1 protein-coding gene and 1 pseudogene are annotated in these 1,785 nt (G+C 69.8%); both read right to left on the bottom strand.

Features of this window, described 5'->3' with window-relative positions; translation table 11 throughout:
- Window positions 1-110: 110 nt before the first annotated feature.
- A complete protein-coding gene (locus ABEB28_RS42410) occupies window positions 111-1,385 on the bottom strand; it encodes an IS110 family RNA-guided transposase (RefSeq protein ID WP_345733975.1) in 1,275 nt (424 codons plus the stop codon).
- Between the two features lie 207 nt (window positions 1,386-1,592).
- Window positions 1,593-1,785: pseudogene (locus ABEB28_RS42405) on the bottom strand (carbon-nitrogen hydrolase family protein); the annotation flags it as partial.

Raw genomic sequence — 1,785 nt, 5'->3', positions numbered from 1 at the left:
GACGACGGGCAGGGGCTGCCCATGATGAGCGACGAGGTTACCCGTGGGTTCCTCAATGCCGCGTGGGGCTCGCCCCGGCCCTGCTTGAGAGCGACCGCCTGCCGAGGGCGTTAGGCGGCCAGCGGCGCCACCTGGGCTGTTCGGGTGCCGTGGGCGGCGATGCGCGGGTCCCAGGGTCGGCCGGTGGTGACCACGGCGTGGAGCTGCCGCAGGATCGCGGCGGCGATCACGGCTTGGGCCTGAGTAACGCTGAGCCGGTTGGTCTCCCGCGTGGTCAGGTGTGTGAACCGGGCGGCGTAGACGGGGTTGGCTCGTTGGGCGCCCCAGACCGCGCGCCAGGCGGCCAGCCGGAGTCCAGGGCGGCCTTGGCCGGTGAGTTTGGTGCGGCCGACGAACGCGCCGGACAGCTTCTCCCGCGGGGCCAGGCCAGCGTGTTTGACCAGCGCCCGCGCGGAGGCGAATCGATGTGGGTCGCCTGTTTCGGCCAGGATGGCCGCCGCACCCAGCGGCGAGATCCCGGGAATCGAGACGACCAGGCCGGTCAGTCCATGATGGTCCAGAAAGGCCGTCATCCGCGCCTGGACGTCCTCGAGCCGGCGGTGGGTCTCGTGCCAGTCGCTCAGGATCAACCCGACCCGCTCGAGGGCGCCGCGCCGGTGCGCGGTCACGCCGGCCGAATCCTCGAGCGCGGCGAACAGCAGCCGGGCGATGCGCAGGCAAGGCCGGGTCCGCCCACGGCGGACGACTTCCCGACGGATCGCGGTCTCCCAACGCTCCAGGCCCAGGCGGCGCGCCCGCGCCAGGTCCCCGCCATCACGATCGAAGAGGACCGACAGCGCCGCGGTCCAGGTCACCGACCGGAACGGTTGCCGCGCGGCCTGCAACGCGGCGGGCCAGACGCACTCCAGCAACGCCCGGACCTGCTGCACCTGCCGGCCGGACTCGGTCAGCAGCTGCATCCGCCGTGCGCCCAGATGCCGCAACCGGCCCCACTCCTCGTCGACCGGCTCGGGAACGTAGCAGCGCAGCTGCGCGGTCAGCCGCGCGATCAGCACCGCGTCTTTCTCATCGGTTTTGTCCCAGGTCAGATCCTCGCTGCGGCGCGCCCAGGAAGTCACGACCGGCTGCACGCAGACGAACGGCATCTCGCGCTCGGCAGCCAGTTGACCGAGCACTCTCCACCGGTGACCGGTCGGCTCACACGCCACCGTCGCCCCGGCGAAGCCCGCCGCGCCAGCCTGTTTGGCCGCCCAATCCAGCGCCGTTCCCAGTTTCCACGCCGGGCAGCGGAACGTTCTTCGCGCCAGCACCTGCGAATCGTGGTCGCACACCACAACCATCTGCTTCGCATCAGCCAGATCAATCCCGACGATCGCATTCGACACCGGCACCAGAGCTCGTAACCGACCCAGCCGCGCGTTGCGGTTGCGATCACCCCGGGAAATGCCGCTACCGTTTCTCACCGAACGTCCTCCTCCTGCGATGGGACACCAAGCCCAACAAGCGCATCAGGAGGACGTTCCTAACGCCCTGAACGACACGCACAACGTCTTCCTATGCCGCGATGAAAGTGGGAGCGCCTGCATTGCGCCCTACCGCGTGTTGATCCGCACGATGGCCAGTCCGGTAGTCGCGGTCGGGACCTGGTTGACGACTTGGCCCGTCGGGTTGATCACGCAGGTAGGGCCCAGCCCGATCCGGATGGCGTCGCGTTGACCGGTGACATCGGCGGAGGCCAGCCACATATCCGTCTCCAGGACGCGGGGCCTTGACCCCTGAGCCTGG

The sequence above is a fragment of the Cryptosporangium minutisporangium genome, assembly GCF_039536245.1.
Lineage (GTDB): Bacteria > Actinomycetota > Actinomycetes > Mycobacteriales > Cryptosporangiaceae > Cryptosporangium > Cryptosporangium minutisporangium.
This window is presented reverse-complemented; position numbering and strand designations above follow the sequence as displayed.